The organism is Naumannella cuiyingiana (assembly GCF_013408305.1).
Lineage (GTDB): Bacteria > Actinomycetota > Actinomycetes > Propionibacteriales > Propionibacteriaceae > Naumannella > Naumannella cuiyingiana.
The window spans coordinates 2,870,427-2,888,751 of record NZ_JACBZS010000001.1 but is presented as its reverse complement, the minus strand read 5'-3'; the positions used below and the strand labels follow the sequence as shown (position 1 = coordinate 2,888,751).

At 69.9% G+C, this 18,325-nt stretch carries 16 protein-coding genes and 1 tRNA gene; 2 read left to right on the top strand and 15 right to left on the bottom strand.

Features of this window, described 5'->3' with window-relative positions; genetic code table 11:
* Positions 1–76: 76 nt before the first annotated feature.
* Complete coding sequence (locus GGQ54_RS13500; protein ID WP_179445855.1) at positions 77–1,609, top strand: MDR family MFS transporter; 1,533 nt, start codon at positions 77–79, stop codon at positions 1,607–1,609.
* A 305-nt stretch (positions 1,610–1,914) separates the two neighbouring features.
* On the opposite strand, the gene GGQ54_RS13495 is transcribed toward GGQ54_RS13500, so the two are convergent.
* The 8 genes from GGQ54_RS13495 to GGQ54_RS13460 all read right to left on the bottom strand — a co-directional run bounded on the left by GGQ54_RS13495 (position 1,915) and on the right by GGQ54_RS13460 (position 12,572).
* The gene (locus GGQ54_RS13495; RefSeq protein ID WP_179445854.1) at positions 1,915–3,246 is read right to left on the bottom strand and encodes a hypothetical protein; all 1,332 of its coding nucleotides are present in this window, start codon (positions 3,244–3,246) and stop codon (positions 1,915–1,917) included.
* Positions 3,247–3,256: 10 nt separating this feature from the next.
* Positions 3,257–5,995 carry a DNA polymerase I gene (polA, locus tag GGQ54_RS13490; RefSeq protein ID WP_343045965.1) on the bottom strand — a complete coding sequence of 913 codons (2,739 nt, stop codon included), beginning with the start codon at positions 5,993–5,995 and terminating at the stop codon, positions 3,257–3,259.
* Positions 5,996–6,039: 44 nt separating this feature from the next.
* Positions 6,040–6,753 carry an ABC transporter ATP-binding protein gene (locus tag GGQ54_RS13485; RefSeq protein ID WP_179445853.1) on the bottom strand — a complete coding sequence of 238 codons (714 nt, stop codon included), beginning with the start codon at positions 6,751–6,753 and terminating at the stop codon, positions 6,040–6,042.
* On the bottom strand, positions 6,740–7,687 hold the full coding sequence (locus tag GGQ54_RS13480) for an ABC transporter ATP-binding protein (RefSeq protein ID WP_218843870.1): 948 nt from the start codon (positions 7,685–7,687) through the stop codon (positions 6,740–6,742). The genes GGQ54_RS13485 and GGQ54_RS13480 overlap by 14 nt, the downstream gene beginning before the upstream one ends.
* Positions 7,684–9,468 carry a branched-chain amino acid ABC transporter permease gene (locus GGQ54_RS13475; RefSeq protein WP_179445852.1) on the bottom strand — a complete coding sequence of 595 codons (1,785 nt, stop codon included), beginning with the start codon at positions 9,466–9,468 and terminating at the stop codon, positions 7,684–7,686. The genes GGQ54_RS13480 and GGQ54_RS13475 overlap by 4 nt, the downstream gene beginning before the upstream one ends.
* Positions 9,465–10,382: an iron chelate uptake ABC transporter family permease subunit gene (locus GGQ54_RS13470; protein WP_179445851.1), complete on the bottom strand. Its 918-nt coding sequence runs from the start codon at positions 10,380–10,382 to the stop codon at positions 9,465–9,467. The genes GGQ54_RS13475 and GGQ54_RS13470 overlap by 4 nt, the downstream gene beginning before the upstream one ends.
* Positions 10,383–10,494: 112 nt before the next feature.
* Positions 10,495–11,694 carry a branched-chain amino acid ABC transporter substrate-binding protein gene (locus tag GGQ54_RS13465; protein ID WP_343045964.1) on the bottom strand — a complete coding sequence of 400 codons (1,200 nt, stop codon included), beginning with the start codon at positions 11,692–11,694 and terminating at the stop codon, positions 10,495–10,497.
* Between the two features lie 194 nt (positions 11,695–11,888).
* Complete coding sequence (locus GGQ54_RS13460) at positions 11,889–12,572, bottom strand: response regulator (RefSeq protein WP_179445850.1); 684 nt, start codon at positions 12,570–12,572, stop codon at positions 11,889–11,891.
* A 94-nt stretch (positions 12,573–12,666) separates the two neighbouring features.
* Between GGQ54_RS13460 and GGQ54_RS13455 the strand changes: the two genes are divergently transcribed.
* Positions 12,667–12,749, top strand: a tRNA-Leu gene (locus tag GGQ54_RS13455).
* A 26-nt stretch (positions 12,750–12,775) separates the two neighbouring features.
* On the opposite strand, the gene pyk is transcribed toward GGQ54_RS13455, so the two are convergent.
* The 7 genes from pyk to GGQ54_RS13420 all read right to left on the bottom strand — a co-directional run bounded on the left by pyk (position 12,776) and on the right by GGQ54_RS13420 (position 18,307).
* Positions 12,776–14,212, bottom strand: a complete 1,437-nt coding sequence (pyk, locus tag GGQ54_RS13450; protein ID WP_179445849.1) for a pyruvate kinase — start codon at positions 14,210–14,212, stop codon at positions 12,776–12,778.
* Positions 14,213–14,268: 56 nt separating this feature from the next.
* Positions 14,269–15,195 (bottom strand): RluA family pseudouridine synthase, encoded by a 927-nt coding sequence (locus GGQ54_RS13445; protein WP_179445848.1) that lies wholly within the window; start codon positions 15,193–15,195, stop codon positions 14,269–14,271.
* A complete protein-coding gene (gene lspA / locus GGQ54_RS13440; RefSeq protein WP_179445847.1) occupies positions 15,192–15,773 on the bottom strand; it encodes a signal peptidase II in 582 nt (193 codons plus the stop codon). The genes GGQ54_RS13445 and lspA overlap by 4 nt, the downstream gene beginning before the upstream one ends.
* On the bottom strand, positions 15,757–16,251 hold the full coding sequence (locus tag GGQ54_RS13435; RefSeq protein ID WP_246292645.1) for a TraR/DksA family transcriptional regulator: 495 nt from the start codon (positions 16,249–16,251) through the stop codon (positions 15,757–15,759). Before GGQ54_RS13435 ends, lspA begins: the two co-directional genes overlap by 17 nt.
* 156 nt (positions 16,252–16,407) lie before the next feature.
* Complete coding sequence (locus tag GGQ54_RS13430; protein ID WP_179445846.1) at positions 16,408–17,352, bottom strand: DivIVA domain-containing protein; 945 nt, start codon at positions 17,350–17,352, stop codon at positions 16,408–16,410.
* A gap of 71 nt (positions 17,353–17,423) precedes the next feature.
* The gene (locus GGQ54_RS13425) at positions 17,424–17,735 is read right to left on the bottom strand and encodes a YggT family protein (protein ID WP_179445845.1); all 312 of its coding nucleotides are present in this window, start codon (positions 17,733–17,735) and stop codon (positions 17,424–17,426) included.
* A gap of 41 nt (positions 17,736–17,776) precedes the next feature.
* Positions 17,777–18,307, bottom strand: a complete 531-nt coding sequence (locus tag GGQ54_RS13420) for a cell division protein SepF (RefSeq protein ID WP_179445844.1) — start codon at positions 18,305–18,307, stop codon at positions 17,777–17,779.
* Positions 18,308–18,325: the final 18 nt, after the last annotated feature.

Here is an 18,325-nt window from a genome sequence, read left to right as displayed (position 1 = left end):
CCCTGTGTCGGCGCCGGGGCCTAGCTTTGCATCACCGGCGGCAGTCCGTCGGCTCGAACCCTTCGGGAAGGCAATCATGTCCCTCGACACGTCCCACGCCGGCGACGTACCCACGAATGAACCCGATACCGGCCGCACACCCCCGGGCGACCTGCTGGTGATCGGCCTGATGCTCGCGGCGGCATTCGTCGTCATCCTCAACGAGACGATCATGGCCAATGCGCTGCGCCCGCTGATGCTGGACCTGGGCGTCGACGAGCGGACCGGCCAGTGGCTTTCCACCGCGTTCATGCTGACCATGGCCGTGGTCATCCCGCTGACCGGCTGGGTGATCCAGCGGTTCAGCACCCGCACCGTCTTCATCACGGCGATGACCCTGTTCACGACGGGCACCGTCATCGCGCTCGCGGCCCCCAACTTCCCCGTGCTGCTGGCCGGGCGCATCGTGCAGGCCTCGGGCACCGCGGTGATGATGCCGCTGCTGATGACCACGATCCTCAACCTGGTGCCGATGCAGCGCCGCGGCGCGATGATGGGCAACATCACCATCGTGATGTCGCTGGCGCCGGCCCTCGGCCCCACGGCCTCCGGGCTGATCCTGCAGGGATTCGGCACCTGGCGCGCGATCTTCGGTGTGATGGTCCCGATCGCCCTGACGATGCTGATCCTCGGCATCGTGAAGCTGGTCAATGTCGGCGAGTCCGGCGGCGGCACCTTCGACGCCGTGTCGATCCCGCTCGCGGTGCTCGGTTTCGGCGGGATCGTCTACACCCTGAGCCAGATCGGTGAGTCGAGCGGCGGTGGCGTACCGATCTGGGTGTCGGCGGCGATCGGTGTGGTCGGCGTGGCGCTGTTCATGGGTCGGCAGTTGCAGTTGCAGCGTCGCACCGGCGCCCCGCTGCTGGACCTGCGTACCTTCCGGCATCGGCGGTTCGGGCTCGGCCTGGCGGTGATGGTGATCGCCTTCGCCGGGCTGATGGGCACCGCGATCCTGCTCCCGCTCTACCTGCAGGGGGTGCTCGGGCTGGTGCCGCTGCAGGCCGGCCTGGTCGTGCTGCCGGGCGGCATCGTGATGGGCCTGAGTGGGCCGGTCGTCGGGCGGATCTTCGACCGGTTCGGCCCGCGGGTGCTGGCGCTGCCGGGCACGCTGCTGCTCGCGGCCTCGCTGTTCGCCTTCAGCCGGGCCGGGGAATCGACGCCGGTGTGGATGATCGTCGCGGCGCACATCGCGCTGATGGTCGGCCTGTCGATGCTGTTCACGCCGATGTTCACCACGGCGCTGAACGATCTGCCCCCGCATCTGTACCCGCACGGCAGCGCGTGGCTCGGCTCGCTGCAGCAGGTCGCCGGTGCCGCCGGCACGGCCCTGCTGGTCACGGTCTCGGCGACGGTCGCGGTGGCCACCGCCGGCGCGACCGGCGACCCGGCCGCCGCCGGCCCGCAGGCCGCCGGCTTCGAGACGGCGATGAGCGTCGGCGCGGTGATCGCGCTGCTGGCCGTCCCGCTGGTGCTGGCGCTGGGCCGGGGCAAGCCCACCGAGCCCGTCGCCGCCGCGAGCGGTCCGGTGGGCGACGGTGTACCGGCCGCCGAGGCACCGCCCGCGCACTGACGCGCACTGACGCGCACAACAAGGGGCGCCGGTCATCCGTGACCGGCGCCCCTTGTCGTGTCCGGGCACGATCGGCGAGGTCCGTGTCCCGCCCGATTCCGGAGCCCCGTACCGGAGCCGCAATTTCTCCCGTAGCTGATGCCCTCAAGTCCGCTCCAGAGCGGGCATAACTGCGGAAACAATTCGGGACGGGGAGCGCGTAGCGACGCCGGGCGGCGCACGGAGAGTCAGGCGGCGCGAGGGGAGTTCAGGCGGCGCGAGGGGAGTCAGGCGAGGCCCGGAGAGTCAGGCGGCGTTGCGGAGCGTCAGTGGCGGGCGGCGTTGCGGTGCGACGGGTCGGGCTGCGCCGCCGCCCCCTGCGCCGCCGCCCCTTGCGCAGATTTGCCGGCAGGGGCGCCGTCACGCCTGCTGGCCGGGGCGCCGTCACGCCTGCTGGCCGCAGCGCCGTCACGCCCGCCAGCCGCCGCACCGTCACGCCCGCCAGCCGCCGCACCGTCGCGTCTACCGGCCGAGGCGCCGTTGCGCTCGCGGGCCTCGACGGCGGCGCCTCCCATCGCGGCGTCCGAGGTGCCACCGCCCTCCACAGCGGGAGCCGGGTGTGCATCGAGGGCGGCGACCCGCCGGACGAAGACGGTCACCCAGGAGAAGATCACGGTTGCCGACACGACCTCCACGGCGGTCCAGGTGAAGTAGCCGACGACCCGGCTGAGGAAGATCGCGGCGACCACGATGCCGACCGCACCGCCGGAGGCCCAGACGAATCCGCGGTCGAGGCCGAGCACCTTGATCGGAGTCAGCGCCATCAACAGGACCAGGGTCAGCGCCATCGCCATGGCGAAGGCGACATGCACCGGGCGGGAGGTGCTGACCGGGATCGCGCCGATCAGGACCATCAGCACGCCCGCCCCGCCGAGCAGCCAGCGCAGCAGGCGCCGGCCGCCCGGCCGCACCTGGGCGGCATGCCGGCGCAGATCGTGGTCCAGGTAGTCCACCAGCACCACGACGGCGATGCCGGAGAGCACGAGCGTGACATTCAGCGTCAGCGCCCCGAAGCTGCCCATCCCGCCGAGCTGGGAGAAGTCGCGCTGCCACCACGTCGAGTCGCGGGCGATCAACATGGCGCCGATGCAGCCCGTCGCCAGCATCGTGATCAGCACGCTGGCCAGGTGCACGGTGCTGGTGATGGTGGCCGAGTACTGGGCCAGCACGGCCGCCACGAAGGCCGCGACCATGATCAACAACGCGCCCGCCACCGGATCGAGGGTGAGATCGTAGAAGCCCTGCTGGAACAGCCCGAAGACGCCCAGGCACAGCAGCCACGCGATCAGCGCGTGCGCCAGCGTCAGCACCACCACATCGAGGTGCCAGCGCGTGGTGGGCTGGTGCCGACGCCAGGCCAGCTCCGGGCGACGGTTGGCCCGCGCCCGCTCGACCGGGTACGCCACGGCGGCCGCGACGCCGCAGACCACCGACGCGATCAGACCGATCGACGCACCGCGCGCCATCAACGGCAGGTGCTGACCCCACAGCAGCACCACCCCGACCACCAGCCCGGCCACCCCGAAGCATGACGGCAGCACGCGACTCAGGTCGCGGTGGCGCGGCGCCGGATCCGGTCCGGGGTGCTCGGCTGACATCGTGCTCTCCTCAGTGCGCGGCGTCGAACCACGACCTACCGGCTCCGACGGAAACATCCAGCGGCACTGTCAGCTCGACGGCGTGTCCCATCTTGTCGCGCACGAGCGTCTCGAGCGAATCGCGCTCGCCCGGGGCCACCTCGAAGACCAACTCGTCGTGCACCTGGAGCAGCATCCGGCTGCGCAGCCCCGCGTCCGCGATCGCCTGCTCGACGTCGAGCATGGCGATCTTGATGATGTCGGCGGCCGACCCCTGGATCGGAGCATTCAGCGCCATCCGCTCGGCCATCTCGCGGCGCTGGCGGTTGGAGCTCATCAGATCGGGCAGGTACCGGCGCCGCCCGAGCAGCGTCTCCGTGTACTCCGTGCGTCGCGCCCCGTCGACCAGCGATCGCAGGTAGTCGCGTACCCCGCCGAATCGCTCGAAATACTCCTCCATCAGCGCCTTCGCCTCGGAGGTGTCGATCTTGAGCTGCTGACTCAGGCCGAACGCGCTCAGGCCGTAGGCCAGGCCGTAGTTCATCGCCTTGATCCGGGCGCGCTCGGTCGTGCCGATCGCGTCGGGGGCGAGGTCGAACACCTTGGCGGCGGTGATGGTGTGGAAGTCCTCGCCCGACCGGAATGCCTCGATCAGGTCGGCATCCTCGGAGGCGTGCGCCATGATCCGCATCTCGATCTGGGAGTAGTCGGCCGTCAGCAGCGAGTCGAATCCGTCGCCGACTACGAAGGCCCGGCGGATCCGGCGGCCCTCGTCGGTCCGGATCGGGATGTTCTGCAGGTTCGGCTCGGTGCTGGACAGCCGGCCGGTCGCGGCGATCGTCTGCAGATAGGTGGTGTGGATCCGGCCGTCGTCGGTGACCGCCTTCAGCAGGCCCTCGACGGTCTGCCGCAGCCGGATCGCGTCGCGGTGGGCCAGCAGGTGGGCCAGGAACGGGTGCTCGGTCTTCGCGAAGAGCTGCTGCAGCGCATCGGCGTCGGTGGTCCATCCGGTGCGGGTGCGTTTGGTCTTCGGCATCCCCAGCTCGTCGAACAGCACCACCTGCAACTGCTTCGGCGAGCCGAGATTCACCTCCTTGCCGAGCACGTCGTAGGCCCGCTGCGCGGCATCGCGCACGGCGGCGTCGAATTCCGACTCCAGGCCCGCCAGATAGTCGGTGTCGACGGCAATGCCCGCCTTCTCCATCGTCGCCAGCGTCCGCTCCAGCGGCAGCTCGACATCGGTCAGCAGGTGCGAGTTGCCGCGCGCGGCGAGTTGTTCGTCGAGGGCGACGGACAGGTCGATCACGGCCCGCGCCCGGACCATCGCCGCCTGGGCCGCCGCCTCGGAGGTCGAGGTCTCGGTGTCGGCGAACAGGGTCGCCTGGTCGGTGTCGACGCCGATCTCGGGCGTGTCCACCGCCAGCTCGCGCTTGAGGTGGCGCAACACCAGATCGGCCAGGTCGAAGGTGCGCTGGTCGGGCTTCAACAGGTACGCCGCAAGCTCGGTGTCGGACACGATGCCGCGCAGATCCCACCCCCGCGCCCAGGCCGCGAGCAGTGGACCCTTGGCTCCGTGCAGCGCCTTCGGCCGGTCGGGATCGGCAAGCCAGTCGGCCAGCGCGCGCTCGTCGGCGGGCCCGAGCTCGGTCGCATCCACCCAGGCGCCGGAGCCGTCGGCCGAGGCCAGCGCCACGATGTGCACCTGCCCCGTGCCCGATCCCCAGGTGCCGAGCACCTCGACGCCGGTGCGCTCGGCGGCGGCGTGCTCGTCGAGCCAGCCCGCCACCTCGCCCTCGCCCAGGCGCACCCCGGTCAGCTCGAAGCCGCCCTCGGGCGCGGCCTCCTCGTCCGGCAGGCTCTCCAACAGCCGGTCGCGCAGCACCCGGAACTCGAGGGCGTCGAACAGCGTGTGCGTCGCCTCCCGGTCCCACGCCCGACGCTCCAGATCGGGCAGCGCGACGGCGAGCTCGAGGTCGCGGACCACGGCGTTGACCCGGCGGTTCAGCCGGACGGACTCCAGGTGATCGCGCAGGTTCTGCCCGGCGACCCCCTTGATCTGGTCGGCATGCGCCAGCAGCGTCTCCAGGTCTCCCCACTCGCCCAGCCATTTGGCCGCGGTCTTCGGCCCGACCTTGGGCACGCCGGGCAGGTTGTCGCTGCTCTCCCCGACCAGCGCGGCCAGATCGGGATAGCGCTCCGGGGCGACCAGGTAGCGCTCCTCGACGGCCTGCGGGGTCATCCGGGCGAGATCGGACACCCCCTTGCGCGGATAGAGCACCGTCACCGAGTCGGTCACCAGTTGCATCGCGTCGCGGTCGCCGGTGGCGATCAGCACCTCGGCTCCGGCCGCCGACGCCGTGGTGGCCAGCGTCGCGATGATGTCGTCGGCCTCGAAGCCCTCCAGCTCCACATGACTGACGTTGAGCGCGTCCAGCACCTCCTTGATCAACTGGACCTGGCCCTTGAACTCGTCCGGCGAGCTGCTCCGGTTGGCCTTGTAGTCGGCGTACAGCTCCGAGCGGAACGTCTGCCGCGACACGTCGAAGGCGACCGCAAGGTGGGTCGGCTGCTCGTCGCGCAGCACATTGATCAACATCGAGGTGAAGCCGAACACCCCGTTGGTGTGCTGGCCCGTGCGGGTGGCGAAATTCTCCACCGGCAGGGCGAAGAACGCCCGGTAGGCGATCGAGTGCCCGTCGATCAGCAGCAGCTTCGGCCGCTGCGCCGCACCGTCGCCATTGCCCGCGCTGGGAGTCGTCGCTTTCACCACGGATCGACTCTAGCGATCGGCACCGACAATGCGTTCGGGCGCGGTCAGTCCTCGCCGAGATAGGCCTTGCGGACCCGGTCGTCGGAGAGCAGATTCTGGCCGGTGTCGGAGAAGGCGATCGAGCCGACCTCGAGCACATAGCCCTTGTCGGCGAGCGACAGCGCCGCCTGGGCGTTCTGCTCGACCAGCAGGATCGTCACCCCCTCGGACTGCAGCTCGGCGATGGTCGACATGATCCGCTGCATCATCAGCGGCGACAGGCCCATCGACGGCTCGTCCAGCATCAGCAGCCGCGGCCGGCTCATCAGCGCGCGACCCATCGCCAGCATCTGCTGCTCACCGCCGGAGAACGTGCCGGCCGACTGCTTGCGTCGTTCCTTCAGCACCTCGAACAGATCGAACACGCGGGCCAGGTCCGCCTGCACCCCGGCGCGGTCGCGGCGGGCGAACGCGCCGAGCATCAGGTTGTCCTCGACGCTCAGCCGGGGGAAGATCCGTCGTCCCTCCGGCGACTGCGCCAAGCCGCCCTGGACCACCTTGTGGGCAGCCATCCCGTCGATCCGCTTGCCGTCGAACCAGATCTCGCCGGCCGACGGCTGCAACAGCCCGGACAGGGTACGCAGGGTGGTCGTCTTGCCCGCCCCGTTGGTGCCGAGCAGCGTCACCACCTGCCCCTCCTCGACGGAGAAGTCGATGCCCTTGACGGCCTTGACCCGGCCGTAGGCGACCTCCAGGCCGTGCACCTCAAGCATCGCCATCGCGTTCGCTCCCCTCGGTCGGTCGGTCGGAGAACCGCTGCGGTGTCGGATCGGAGACCCGCTGTGGTGTCGGGTCGGAGACCCGCTGTGGTGTCGGGTCGTCGCCGGCCAGATCGGCCTCGGCCTCGGCGCTGGTGCCGATATAGGCCTCGATCACGCGCGGATCGGACTGCACCTCCTCCGGCGTACCCTCCACCAGGACCTTGCCCCGGACGAGGCAGAGCACCCGGTCACAGAGATTGAAGATGAATCGCATGTCGTGCTCGATCACCACCACGGCCAGGCCGGTGTCGCGGATCTTGAAGATCAACTCCTCCGCCTGCCGGGTCTCCTGCGGATTCATCCCAGCGGTGGGCTCGTCGAGCAACAAGACCTTCGGCTCGGTCGCCAGGGCCCGGGCGATCTCCAGCCTGCGCTGGTCGCCGTAGGGCAGGTTCCGCGCCAGGTGCTCCGCGGAGTCGCCGAGCCCGACGAACTCCAGCAGCTCCTGCGACTTCGCCCGGGTCGCGGCCTCCTCGGCCTTGAATCCGAACGCGCGGGTGATGGCACTGATCGCGCCGGTCCGGGTCCGGCAGTACCGGCCGACCATCACGTTCTCCAGCGCCGTCATGTTCTGGAACAGCCGGATGTTCTGGAAGGTACGCGCCATGCCGGCCTCGACCACCTTGCGCGGCGAGGAGGTCAGTTGCCTGCCGTCCAGCACCACCCGCCCGGAGGTCGGCTTGTACAGGCCGGTCAGGCAGTTGAAGAAGGTGGTCTTGCCCGCGCCGTTCGGCCCGATCAGGCCGACGATCTCGCGCGGGAAGACCTCCATGGCGACATCGCTGACGGCGGTCAGGCCGCCGAAGCGCATCGTGACATTCTCCGCCGACAGCAGGGGCGCCTCGGCCCCGGCCACTCCCCCGCTCGTCCCGGGGTCCACTGCGGTGCTCATCGGGTCTCCTCTCCGGCCGAACGCCGAGCCGGTGCTCCGGCGGGCTCGCCGCTGTCCGGCGGCCCACCGGTCAGCTCGGCGTCGAGGTGTTCGGCGAGTTCCTCGTCGCTCTCGTGGAACTCGAGCTGGCGACGGCTGCTCGGGATCAGGCCCTCGGGGCGGAACCGCATCATGATCACGAGCAGCAGCCCGAAGATCAACAGCCGGTATTCGGAGACGAATCGCAGCTTCTCCGGCATCAACTTCAACAAGGTGGCACCGACCAGAACCCCGACGATGGTGCCCATGCCGCCCAGCACCACCGCGGCCAGCAGGAAGGCCGACTCCAAGAAGATGTACTGATCGGGAGTGACCGAGACATCGACGTGGGCCTTGACCGCACCGGCCACGCCGGCCAGGGCAGCACCGCCGGCGAAGGCCAGCAGCTTCAGGCCGAAGGTGTTCACACCCATCGCCTCGGCGGCCTTCTCGTCCTCTCGGATGGCGACCCAGCCGCGACCGATCCGGCTGTCGGAGAGCCGGGAGAAGACCAGGATGATCAGCGCCAGCACCAGCAACAGCAAGAAGAAGTAGTTGCCGAAGCGAGTGATGGTCACCCCGAGGATCTCGTGGCTCTGCCCGAAGTCGAATCCGAACAGGTTCAGGTCCGGGATCCCCGGGATGCCGTTGGAGCCGCGGGTGATGTTCGGGCCATCGCTGCCGTCGAGGTTGATCATCACCAGCCGGAAGATCTCGCCGAAGGCGAGCGTGACGATGGCCAGGTAGTCCCCCGCGACGCGCAGTGTCGGCGTACCGACGACCAACCCCAGGGTGCCGGCGACGACCGCGGAGATCAGCACCACGACCGGGAAGGGCGGGTGCCAGCCGATCGTGGAGAACGCCGAGTTCGACAACACGGCCGCGGTGAACGCGCCCGCGCCGAGGAAGGCGATGTAGCCGAGGTCGAGCAGGCCGGCCTGGCCGACCACGATGTTCAGCCCGAGCGCGGTGGCGGCGAAGATCAACACCTGGGTCGCGATCGACATGTTGGCGTCGGAGCCGTCCTGGGTGAACGGGAAGGCGAAGGCCGCGACGAAGGCCGCGAAGACCAGCACGTGACGGTGGGTACGCCCGACCGCCCCGAGCCAGGAGCCGAGACCCGAACGCATGATCACCAGCAACACGGCCAGGACGAGCGCCGCGCTGACCACGAAGGAGCCCGCATCGTTCTCGTCCAACAGGTACGCCGCGACCAGCAGCGCGACTCCCACCAAGAAGATGACCGCCAGAATGCCCAGCCAGCCCGGGGTACGCGACCGGCCGAGCGTCGGCACCGGGCCGGGAGGCAGCAGCCGGGTGCCCAGATAGGCGACGAGCGCGCCGGCCAGCGCGATCCAGCCACCCCACTCGACATAGACCAGTCCGCCGCCGTCGGCGGCGATCATGATCAGGGCCAGCGCGATGTAGATCAGGCCGCCGAGGGCGGCGCCGGAGGCGGCCCCGACCAGATTCAGCGGAGCGCGGGCGGGCGGGTTCGGCGTACCCATCTGGCCGGTCAGCCGACCCGCGATCGCCGACGCCACGACCAGAACCGCGATCCCGAGGAAGAAGAACTGCAGGCCGGACGGCCCGCCGAGATAGGTCATGTCGTCGAGGGCGTCGGAGGAATATGCCCACGGCAGGTATGGCGCGCCGAGCATCAGCACGCCGCCGATCAGGGTGAGCAGCCAGCCGACCCCGGCGAACCGGCGCCGGGTCTCCAGCGGCGGGAAGCTGGTCAGGAAGAGAATCACCGCGTTCATGCCCGATCCACCACCCTCGCTCCGAGCAGACCCTGGGGCCGGAAGACCAACACCAGGATCAGCAGTGCGAATGCCCAGATGTCCTTCCAGGCCGATCCGCCGAACTGTCCGGGGATCCAGTCGGTGGCCAAGACCTCGACCAGACCGAGCAACAGGCCGCCGACGACGGCACCCCAGATGTTGCCGATGCCGCCCAGAACGGCTGCGGTGAAGGCCTTCAGACCGGCCATGAATCCCATCTTGAAGTCGATGTTGCCGTAGCGCAGGCCGTGTGCCACGCCGGCCACCGCGGCCAGTGCGGCGCCGACAGCGAAGGCGACCATGATCACCCGGTCGACGTTGATACCCATCAGGCGGGCCGTGTCCGGGTCCTGGGACGTGGCCTGCATGGCCCGCCCCATCGATGTCTGGTTGATGAACATCCACAACAGCCCGGAGCAGACCAGCAGCGCGCCGATGGTGAACACATTCGACCGTTGGATGATCAGGCCGGCGAGATCGATCGCCTCACCGGAGACGCCCTGGACCGGCGGGTAGGGCACGGCGGCCTTGGCGACGAACAGGCGGACCGCCTCCTGCAGGATGACCGAGACACCGATCGCGGTGATCAGCGGGGCCAGCCGGGGCGCATTGCGCAGCGGTCGGTACGCCACCCGTTCGGTGAGCAGGGCGACCAGGACGGCCGCGATGATGCCGCCGAGCAGCATCAGCGGCAGTTGCCACAGCGGTCCTGGCGTCTGGCTGCCCAGGATGATCCAGGTACCGAGCGAGGCGAAGGCGCCGATCATGAAGATCTCGCCGTGGGCGAAGTTGATCAACTGGATGATGCCGTAGACGACGGTGTAGCCGACGGCGATGAGCGCGTACAGCGCGCCCAGCGACAGTCCGTTGACCAGGCTCTGTGCGATCTCCACGCACGTCCTCCTGAGGTCGAGAAGCAGTGGGCCCTGATCCGGGCAGGGGACGGGCGGGCGCCGGGATCGCCGGCGCCCGCCCGGTTTGACCGCGCGGGCGGCCGAGGTGTGATTACTCGTTGAACTCGCTGCTGAAGTCAGGCGCCCACTCGCCGCCCTCGACCTTGTACACGGTCAGCACGCGAGTCTTGTTGTCGCCGTACTCGTCGAACGCGACCGGGCCGGTCGCGCCCTGCAGTTGCACGCCGCCGATGGCATTCACGGTTGCCTCGCGGGCGGACTCGACGTCCTCGGCGCTGGCCAGCGACGTCTTCATCGCCTCGATCAGCACGTTGGCCGCGTCGTAGGCGTACGCACCGTAGGCGCCGTAGGGCTCGGAGAAGCCGCCGGCGTTGTAGGCATCGACGAAGGCCTTCGCCGAGTCCAGCGTGTCGACCGGCGCACCGACCGAGGTCGACAGGTCGCCGTCACGGCCGCCCAGCTCGATGAAGTTCGGGTCGTAGATGCCGTCGCCACCCATCAGCGGGACGTTCAGACCGGCCGCGGCCATCTGCTTGCTGAGCGGGCCGGCCTGCGGGAACTCGCCGCCGTAGTAGACCGCCTTCGGGTTGGCGCCCTTGGCCTGGTTGATCACCGCCGAGAAGTCCTTGTCCTCGGGGTTGATCGTCTCGGCCGCGACGATCTTGCCGCCGTTCTCGGTGTAGTACTTGCTGAACGCGTCGACCAGGCCCTGGCCGTAGGCCTTCTTGTCGTGGATGGTCGCAACGGTGTCGATTCCGTTGTCCAGCAGGTACTTCGCCGCGAACGGGCCCTGGACGGAGTCGGTGGTGCAGGTGCGGAAGTAGGTCTTGTAGGGCCGCTCGGGGCTCTCTTCCGGCTTTGCGCCGCGGGTCATGGTCGGGTTGGTGTTGGCGGGAGAGATCAGCGCCACCCCGGCGCCGTCCATCACCGGCTGCAGTGCCTGGCCGACCGAGGAGTTCAGCGGCCCGACGACGCCGATCACCTCGGGATCGCCGGCCAGCTTCGTGGCGGCGTTGCGGCCGACATCGGGCTTGGCCTCGTCGTCCTCGGCCGCCACCTCGATCGTCCATCCCGGGATCGCTCCGGACTCGTTCGCCTGCCGCGCGGCGAGTTCGACGGAGTTGCGGATGCCCAGGCCGAGCGGGGACAGGTCGCCCGACAGGGGCGCGATCACGCCGATCTTCACGGTCTTGGTATCGCCGCCCCCCGTGTTGCCACCGGGGCCCGCGTCACGGGTCCCGCAGGCAGTGAAGGCCAGCGAGGCGGCCAGCACGACTGCGCCCGCAGCCACAAACCTCTTGTGTTGCACAAGTCCTCCCAGGAGTGAATCGCCGCGTCGGGCGATTGTTCAGTCCGGCTGTGCTGCCGGACGAGCTTTGCTGAACAGTAAGCCCACCCGAGCGGCCTGGGAGGTGCGTGCGAGGTGGCGTTGTGAGTTCGTTACACCCGTAAGGAGCAAACCATCGGTTTGCTGGCGAGAGCGCCTCAGCGCTTGGGCAGGCCCTTGCCCTCGTTGCGCTTGGCCTGCTCGATGACGCCCTCGGCGACCTCGCGCATCGGCTTGCGAAGATCCATCGCCGTCTTCTGGATCCAGCGGAACGCCTCGGGCTCGGACATCTTGAACCCCTTCTGCAGCAGCGCCTTCGCCTGGTCGACCGCCTTGCGCGCCGCCAGCCGGTCGGCGAGGTCCTCGACCTCGGCCTCGACGGCGCGGATCTCGGCGTACCGGGCAACGGCGATCTCGATCGCGGGCACCACATCGGAGGCGTCGAACGGCTTCACCACATAGGCCATCGCCCCGGCCTCGCGCGCGGACTCGATCAGCTCGCGCTGGCTGAAGGCGGTCAGCATCACGACCGGGGCGATCCGCTCCTCGGCGATCTCCTTGGCGGCGCTCAGCCCGTCGCGTCGGGGCATCTTGATGTCCATCACGACCAGATCGGGGCGCAGCTCGCGGGCGAGCCGGACCGCCTCCTCGCCGTCGGCCGCCTCACCGACCACCTGATATCCCTGATCGGCGAGCAACTCGGTCAGGTCGAGCCGGATCAGCGCCTCGTCCTCGGCGACCAGCACCCGGCGCGGCGCCGGCGCGCCCGTCTCGGTCGCCGATTCGGTTGCGTCGTCCGTCGTGGCCTGGGGGGCAGCGGTGCGCTCGTCGGAGGTGCTCACCCCCGCATTCTGGCGGGCCGTGCCCGCAGCGGCAAACGGCGCGCCCGCGCCGCGACCGCTACACTGTTCGCGGCGCGGCCGGCGGTCGCGCCCGGCCGGGGTGGCGGAATGGTATACGCGGACGGCTCAAACCCGTCTGGCCGCAAGGCCATAGGGGTTCGACTCCCCTTCCCGGCACCGTCGTCGACGGGTCCGCCCCCGGATCAGGAGGCGGAGCCGATCGTCTTCGGATCCCGGATCTTGTGCACGCGCAGGGCGTTGGTATTGCCCGGTACGCCGACCGGCGTACCCGCCACCACGATGACCTTGTCGCCCGGTTCGCACAGACCCTTCCCGACCATCGTCTCGTCGACCTGGGCCACCAGGTCGTCGAAGTTGTAGACCTCCTCGGTCAGGAAGCTCCGCGCGCCCCAGACCAGCGTCAGCTCCTGCCGGGTCTGGTCCAGCGGCGTGAACACGAAGTAGGGCATCTTGGCCCGCAGCCGCGCGACCCGGCGAGCGGTGTCGCCGGACTTGGAGAACGCGATCACGTACTTGGCGCCGACGCGATCGGCCACCTCGACGGCGACCTTGGCGATCACCCCTCCGGTGGTGTGCGGATCCCAGTCGATGTCCGCGATCTCGTCGAAGCCCTGCTCCTCGGTGCCGGCGACGATCCGGGCCATCGTCTCGACCGCGACCACCGGGAACTGCCCGACGCTGGTCTCACCCGACAGCATCACCGCGTCCGCGCCGTCCAGCACCGCATTGGCGACATCGGAGGCCTCCGCCCTGGTGGGCCGCGGATTGCCGATCATGGACTCCAGCATCTGGGTTGCCACGATCACCGGCTTGGCCATCCGTCGGGCCTTCTCGATGATCATCTTCTGCACCATCGGGACCTCTTCGAGCGGCAGCTCGACCCCGAGGTCGCCGCGCGCGACCATGATCGCGTCGAAGGCGTCGATCACCTCGTCGATGTTCTGCACGGCCTGCGGCTTCTCGATCTTGGCGATCACCGGGACGGTACGCCCCTCCTCGGCCATCACCTGGCGTACCGCGGCGCAGTCGGCGGCGGTACGCACGAAGGACAGCGCGATCATGTCGAAGCCCTGCCGCAACGCCCAGCGCAGATCGGCCAGGTCCTTGTCGCTCATCGCGGGGACGTTCACCGCCACCCCGGGCAGGTTGATGCCCTTGTTGTTGCTGATCGGGCCGCCGACCTTGACCCGGGTGATCACGTCATTGCCGGCCACGTCGACGCATTCCAGCATCACCCGGCCGTCGTCGATCAGCACCAGATCGCCGGGCGCGACATCGCCCGGCAGCCCGGCATAGGTCGTCGACGCGCGCTCGCCGTCGCCGAGGATCGGGTCGGTGGTGATGGTGAACTGCTGGCCGTAGGCCAGGGTCGCCCGGCCGTCGCCGCCGAAGCGGCCCAGCCGGATCTTCGGGCCCTGCAGGTCGGCGAAGGTGCCGATCGGGCGACCGGCCTCGGCCGCCGTCTCGCGGACCGCGACCAGCGCCCGCTCGTGGTCGGGGTAGTCGCCGTGGGACATGTTGAACCGCGCGACATCCATCCCGGCGGCGATCAACTCGCGAAGACGCTCGGGAGAGGAGGACGCGGGGCCGAGGGTGCAGACGATTTTTGCTCTACGCACGCGTCGACCCTAGCGAAGTACCGGGACCGTGCAGACCCTTGTCCGCGCCGGGTCCCTCACTCCTCGCGCAGCACGCCCAGGGCGTGGACGAGGTCGGCCGGCGGTTCGGAGGAGAACTCGACCCGCTCCCCCGTGCCCGGGTGGACGAAGCCGAGCCGCACGGCGTGCAACCACTGTCGCTCCAGCCCCAGCCGTCGCGCCAGCACCGGGTCGGCGCCGTAGGTCGCGTCCCCGGCGAGCGGGTGCCGGATCGCCGACAGGTGGACCCGGATCTGGTGGGTTCGGCCGGTCTCCAGGTGCAGTTCGAGCAGCGTCGCCCCGCGAAACACCTCGAGAGTGTCGTAGTGGGTCACCGACGGCCGCCCGCCGGCAGCGACCGTCATCTTCCACTCCCCGCTGGGATGCCGGCCGATCGGCGCATCGATCGTGCCGAGCGGCGGATCCAGGTGCCCCTGGGCCAGCCCCTGGTAGACCTTGTCGACCGTGCGGTCGCGGAAGGCCTGCTTGAGCACCGAGTAGGCGTGTTCGCTCTTCGCCACCACCATCAGACCGGAGGTGCCCACATCGAGGCGCTGCACGATGCCCTGCCGCTCGGCGGCGCCGGAGGTGGCAATGCCGAAGCCCGCGGCCGCCAGATGTTCCACCACCGACGGGCCCTCCCACCCCAGCGAGGGATGGGCGGCCACCCCGACGGGTTTGTCGACCACCACGAGGTCGGCATCGTCGTGCACGATCCGGATGCCCTCGACCGTCTGCGGAACCACCGGTACGCCCGAGGGCCGCTCGGTGAGCTCGACCTCGAGCATGGCGCCGGGCCGCACCGGGGTGGAGGGCTTCGTCACGGGCTCGCCGTCCAGGCGTACCGCCCCGGTCTCGATCAGTCCGGCGATCCGGCTTCGGGACAGGCCCAGCATCCGCGCGGCGGCCGCGTCCACCCGGTCGCCGGCCAGCCCGTCGGGCACCAGGAGCAGCCGCCCGCTCATCCGGTCGCGGCCTTCTCGGCGCGGCTGCCGGTCGCGTCGTCGGTGATCAACCGCCCGTCGAGCCCGCGGCGCAGGAAGATCGACATCGCGATGATCAACACCGCGGCCGAGCAGATCCAGACGTCGGCCAGGTTGAAGATCGGCCAGTTCGGAAGCTGGAGCAGGTCGACCACCTCACCGCGCAGCGGCGCCGGGGGCCGGGCGATCCGGTCGACAAGATTGCCCCCGATGCCGGCGAGCAGCAGTCCGATCGCCACGGCCCAGGCCGGGTGTCGCAGCCGTGGCAGGGCGTAGGCGGCGATGCCGATCACGGCGGCGATGGCAAGCATCGAGAAGATCCAGGTGTAGCCGGTCCCGAGGCTGAATGCGGCACCGGAGTTGAAGAGCAACCGGAACTGCAACAACTCGCCGACGAAGGGCACCGATCGCCCCGGGGTCAGCGACCGCAGTGCCCACTCCTTGGCGAGCTGATCGGCCGACAGCAGCGCCGCGGCGAGACCCAGCGCTATCGCCAACGCGGGCCAGCGGGCCGGGCGGACCTCGGCGGCCGCCCGATGCTGATCAACGGCGCTCGGCACGCTGCTTGCACTCGACGCACATGACGGCGCGCGGGTGGACCTGCAGACGGCCCTTGCCGATCGGGTTGCCGCACTCCGCGCAGTAGCCGTAGCGGCCCTGCTCGATGGCCCGCAGCGCCTCCCGCGCCTGTTCCAGGGCCTCGCGCGCGCTGTGCGCGAGCGTCATCTCCTGGTCCCGCTCGAAGTTCGCCAGGCCGATGTCGGCGGGGTCGCGCCCGGCATTGTCGGCGCCGTCGCGGATCAGGCCCGCCAGGTCGCCCTCGGCGACCTCGATGGTGTGCCGGTGCCGGTCGATGTCGGCCTCCAGGTCGGCGCGCAACTCGTCGACCTCCGCGCGCGTCCACGCCTCCTCGCCGTCGCGGATGGGCATCGCCAGGGCGACATCGTCGACCGGTGCCCGGACCTCGGTGGCACTCGCGGCCGCCGCGGCGGGACGCCCCTTGGCGGCGGTGGCTGTGCTGCGCTTCTTGGCGGGCATCAGTCGCTCCTCTTCACGATCGCGGCTTCGGTCGGGGCGGGCCCCCGGGGCCGGCCGAGGCTGCTCGGTCCGCCGAAGCGTACCCGACCCGGACAATCGCGACGGGACCCCACCGAAGCGGGGTCCCGTCGCGTTGTTGCGGGTGTGCTGACGCGGTCAGCGGTTGTTGTCGCCGAGCAGCGCATCCAGCCGCGGCGTGCTGGTGGCGCCGACGGCCTGCGGGCCTCCACTCGACCCGGAAGCGGCCTGGTTGCCCGACCCCCCGCCGGCCAGCGCCGGAGCATCGGACGGCTCGATGACGGCCTTCTCCACGCTGTCCAGGGTCGAGCGCAACTGCGAGGAGAAGCTGCGCCGGTACTTGTCCTCGAAGGTGCGGAGCTGGGCGACCGCCGACTGCAGCCGGTCACGCTCGTCCTCGAGGTCGGCGAACAGCTCGGTGCGGCGCGCCTCGACCTGGCGGCCGAGGTCATCGGCGCCGCGCTTGGCCTCGTCGGTCACCTTCTCGGCGCTCACCCGGGCCTCGGACTCGATCCGGTCCGCGCGGGTGCGGGCATCGGTGGTGATCTGATGCGCCTTCTGGTTGGCCTCGTCGACCTTGCGGCGGGCCTCCGACTCGGCCTCGCCCACCAGCCGCTCCGCCTGTTCGGTGTGCAGTTGGACGAGTCGCACGACCGCGGCGCTGGCCTCGGGCGTGGTCGACACGACGAGCTTCTCGGTGCCCGACGACGCGGTCGCGGTCGCGGCCGGCTGCGCCGGGGCGACCCGCGTCTGCTCCTGCTCGCGCTCCTGGGTGGCGCGCTGGGCCTGCGCACGGAGCTGCTCGACCTGCTTCTTGAGCGCCGCGTTCTCCTCGGTCAGCTTCGCCGTGGCCTGATCGTTCTGCGGCTGCTGCTGCGGCTGCTGCTGGGAAACACGGGCCGAGTTGGTCTGCGCGGACTTGAGCGAGTCGACCTGCTTCTTCAGCGAGCCGTTCTCCTCGGTCAACTGTCCGAAGGACTCCTCGACCTGGTCAACGAACCGGTCGACCTCGGTCACCTCGTAACCGCCGCGCTTTGCCACGTGGAACTTCGTGTCGCGGATCTGGTCCAGGGTCAGGGTCATCAGTCACCTCACGGGGAACGTTCTGGAACGCTTGGTGCGCATGTGCACTGTTGGGAGCGTAGCACCGATGGTCAGCGCATGAGCAATTGCTCGTTGAGCACACGGAGCAGGATTACCGCAAACCACAGGCCGAGGAAAGCGAGATCGAAAGAAACCTGGCCGACCCGGACCGGCGGGAGGAACTTGCGGAACAGCCGCAACGGCGGATCGGTGACAGTGTAGACGGCCTCCGCGAACACCAACACGGCACCGCGCGGGTTCCAGCCCTGCACCACGATCGGCATCCACGACAGCACCATCCGGGCGAGCAGCAGAGCGGTGAACACCCACAGCACGACATTGATCACGGTGCCGAGCAGGAAGAGGGGGCCGAGCGTGGTCATGGGCCAAGTCTGCCCGATCGGGCCAATAATCCGGGGGTCGGTCAGGACTGGTTGAAGAACCCGCCGGCGATGCGTTCCTTGTCCTCCGCGGTGACGTTGATGTTGCGCGGGGACAACAAGAACACCTTGCTCGTCACGCGCTCGATGTCGCCGCGCAGCCCGAAGATCAGTCCGGCCGCGAAGTCGACCAGGCGCTTGGCGTCGGCGTCTTCCATCTCCGACAGATTCATGATGACCGGTACGCCGTCGCGGAAGTGCTCGCCGATGGTGCGGGCCTCGTTGTAGGTGCGCGGGTGGACCGTGATGATCCGCGACAGGTCGGCCGTCCGGGGCTCGGGCTCGCGCCGCGCACCCAGCGCGGTCACCGTGCCGGCCGGCGCATCCGCACCGGCGGCCGGGCGCCGCACGTCGGCGTCCTCGCGGACCGTCTCTCGCCGATCGCCCCGCGCCGCGGCGCGCTCATCGGCAACGTCGACGCCCTCGGTGAGCTCGTCGTCGTAGTACTCGTCGTCATAGCGATCGTCCGCCACGAGGCCCAGCCAGGCAGCGGCACGCTTGATGCGATCGGCCATCGTCCATCCCTTCACCTG

Bases quoted from the DNA above. Each gene is read 5' to 3' on its own strand.
- GGQ54_RS13480 (WP_218843870.1), bottom strand. From the start codon at position 7,687: ATGAGCACCGCAGTGGACCCCGGGACGAGCGGGGGAGTGGCCGGGGCC.
- GGQ54_RS13425 (WP_179445845.1), bottom strand. From the start codon at position 17,735: ATGACCACGCTCGGCCCCCTCTTCCTGCTCGGCACCGTGATCAATGTC.
- GGQ54_RS13435 (WP_246292645.1), bottom strand. From the start codon at position 16,251: ATGCCCGCCAAGAAGCGCAGCACAGCCACCGCCGCCAAGGGGCGTCCC.
- GGQ54_RS13475 (WP_179445852.1), bottom strand. From the start codon at position 9,468: ATGAACGCGGTGATTCTCTTCCTGACCAGCTTCCCGCCGCTGGAGACC.
- GGQ54_RS13420 (WP_179445844.1), bottom strand. From the start codon at position 18,307: ATGGCCGATCGCATCAAGCGTGCCGCTGCCTGGCTGGGCCTCGTGGCG.
- GGQ54_RS13445 (WP_179445848.1), bottom strand. From the start codon at position 15,195: ATGAGCGGGCGGCTGCTCCTGGTGCCCGACGGGCTGGCCGGCGACCGG.
- GGQ54_RS13485 (WP_179445853.1), bottom strand. From the start codon at position 6,753: ATGGCGATGCTTGAGGTGCACGGCCTGGAGGTCGCCTACGGCCGGGTC.
- GGQ54_RS13500 (WP_179445855.1), top strand. From the start codon at position 77: ATGTCCCTCGACACGTCCCACGCCGGCGACGTACCCACGAATGAACCC.
- GGQ54_RS13430 (WP_179445846.1), bottom strand. From the start codon at position 17,352: ATGACCCTGACCCTGGACCAGATCCGCGACACGAAGTTCCACGTGGCA.
- GGQ54_RS13495 (WP_179445854.1), bottom strand. From the start codon at position 3,246: ATGTCAGCCGAGCACCCCGGACCGGATCCGGCGCCGCGCCACCGCGAC.